The following is a 252-nucleotide window of genomic DNA, read 5'->3' as shown; positions in this document are numbered from 1 at the left end:
CGTCAGGGAAGGTGTACGGGCTATCAAGGAAAGGCGACCGCCTCACTTCAAGGCCCGACAGGAAGCAGAGAAGTCACTCAAGTTGCCGGGCTTCTAACCAAAGGATGCACTATGTCACGAGACTCCCCCGACGGCCCCGGAAGATGTAGACGTTGCCGCCCAGCGGATTCTCCCCAAGCGCTGTTTGCACCTTCGCTGCCAACCCCTGGAACCCGCATCGCATATCAGTGACGCCAGCAGCGATCCAGATGC

The 252-nt window shown here is 59.5% G+C and carries 1 protein-coding gene; it reads right to left on the bottom strand.

The genetic code is table 11. The features are described 5' to 3' along the window. Positions 1-109: 109 nt before the first annotated feature. Positions 110-244, bottom strand: coding sequence for an IS66 family insertion sequence element accessory protein TnpB (gene tnpB / locus VSR82_RS40500; RefSeq protein WP_498858978.1), 135 nt, complete (start codon positions 242-244; stop codon positions 110-112). Between the last annotated feature and the right edge of the window lie 8 nt (positions 245-252).

Source organism: Burkholderia sp. JPY481 (genome assembly GCF_038900515.1).
In the GTDB taxonomy this organism is placed as follows: domain Bacteria; phylum Pseudomonadota; class Gammaproteobacteria; order Burkholderiales; family Burkholderiaceae; genus Paraburkholderia; species Paraburkholderia youngii.
Note: the sequence above shows the minus strand (reverse complement) of the source record. Positions and strands in the feature narration are given on the sequence as shown.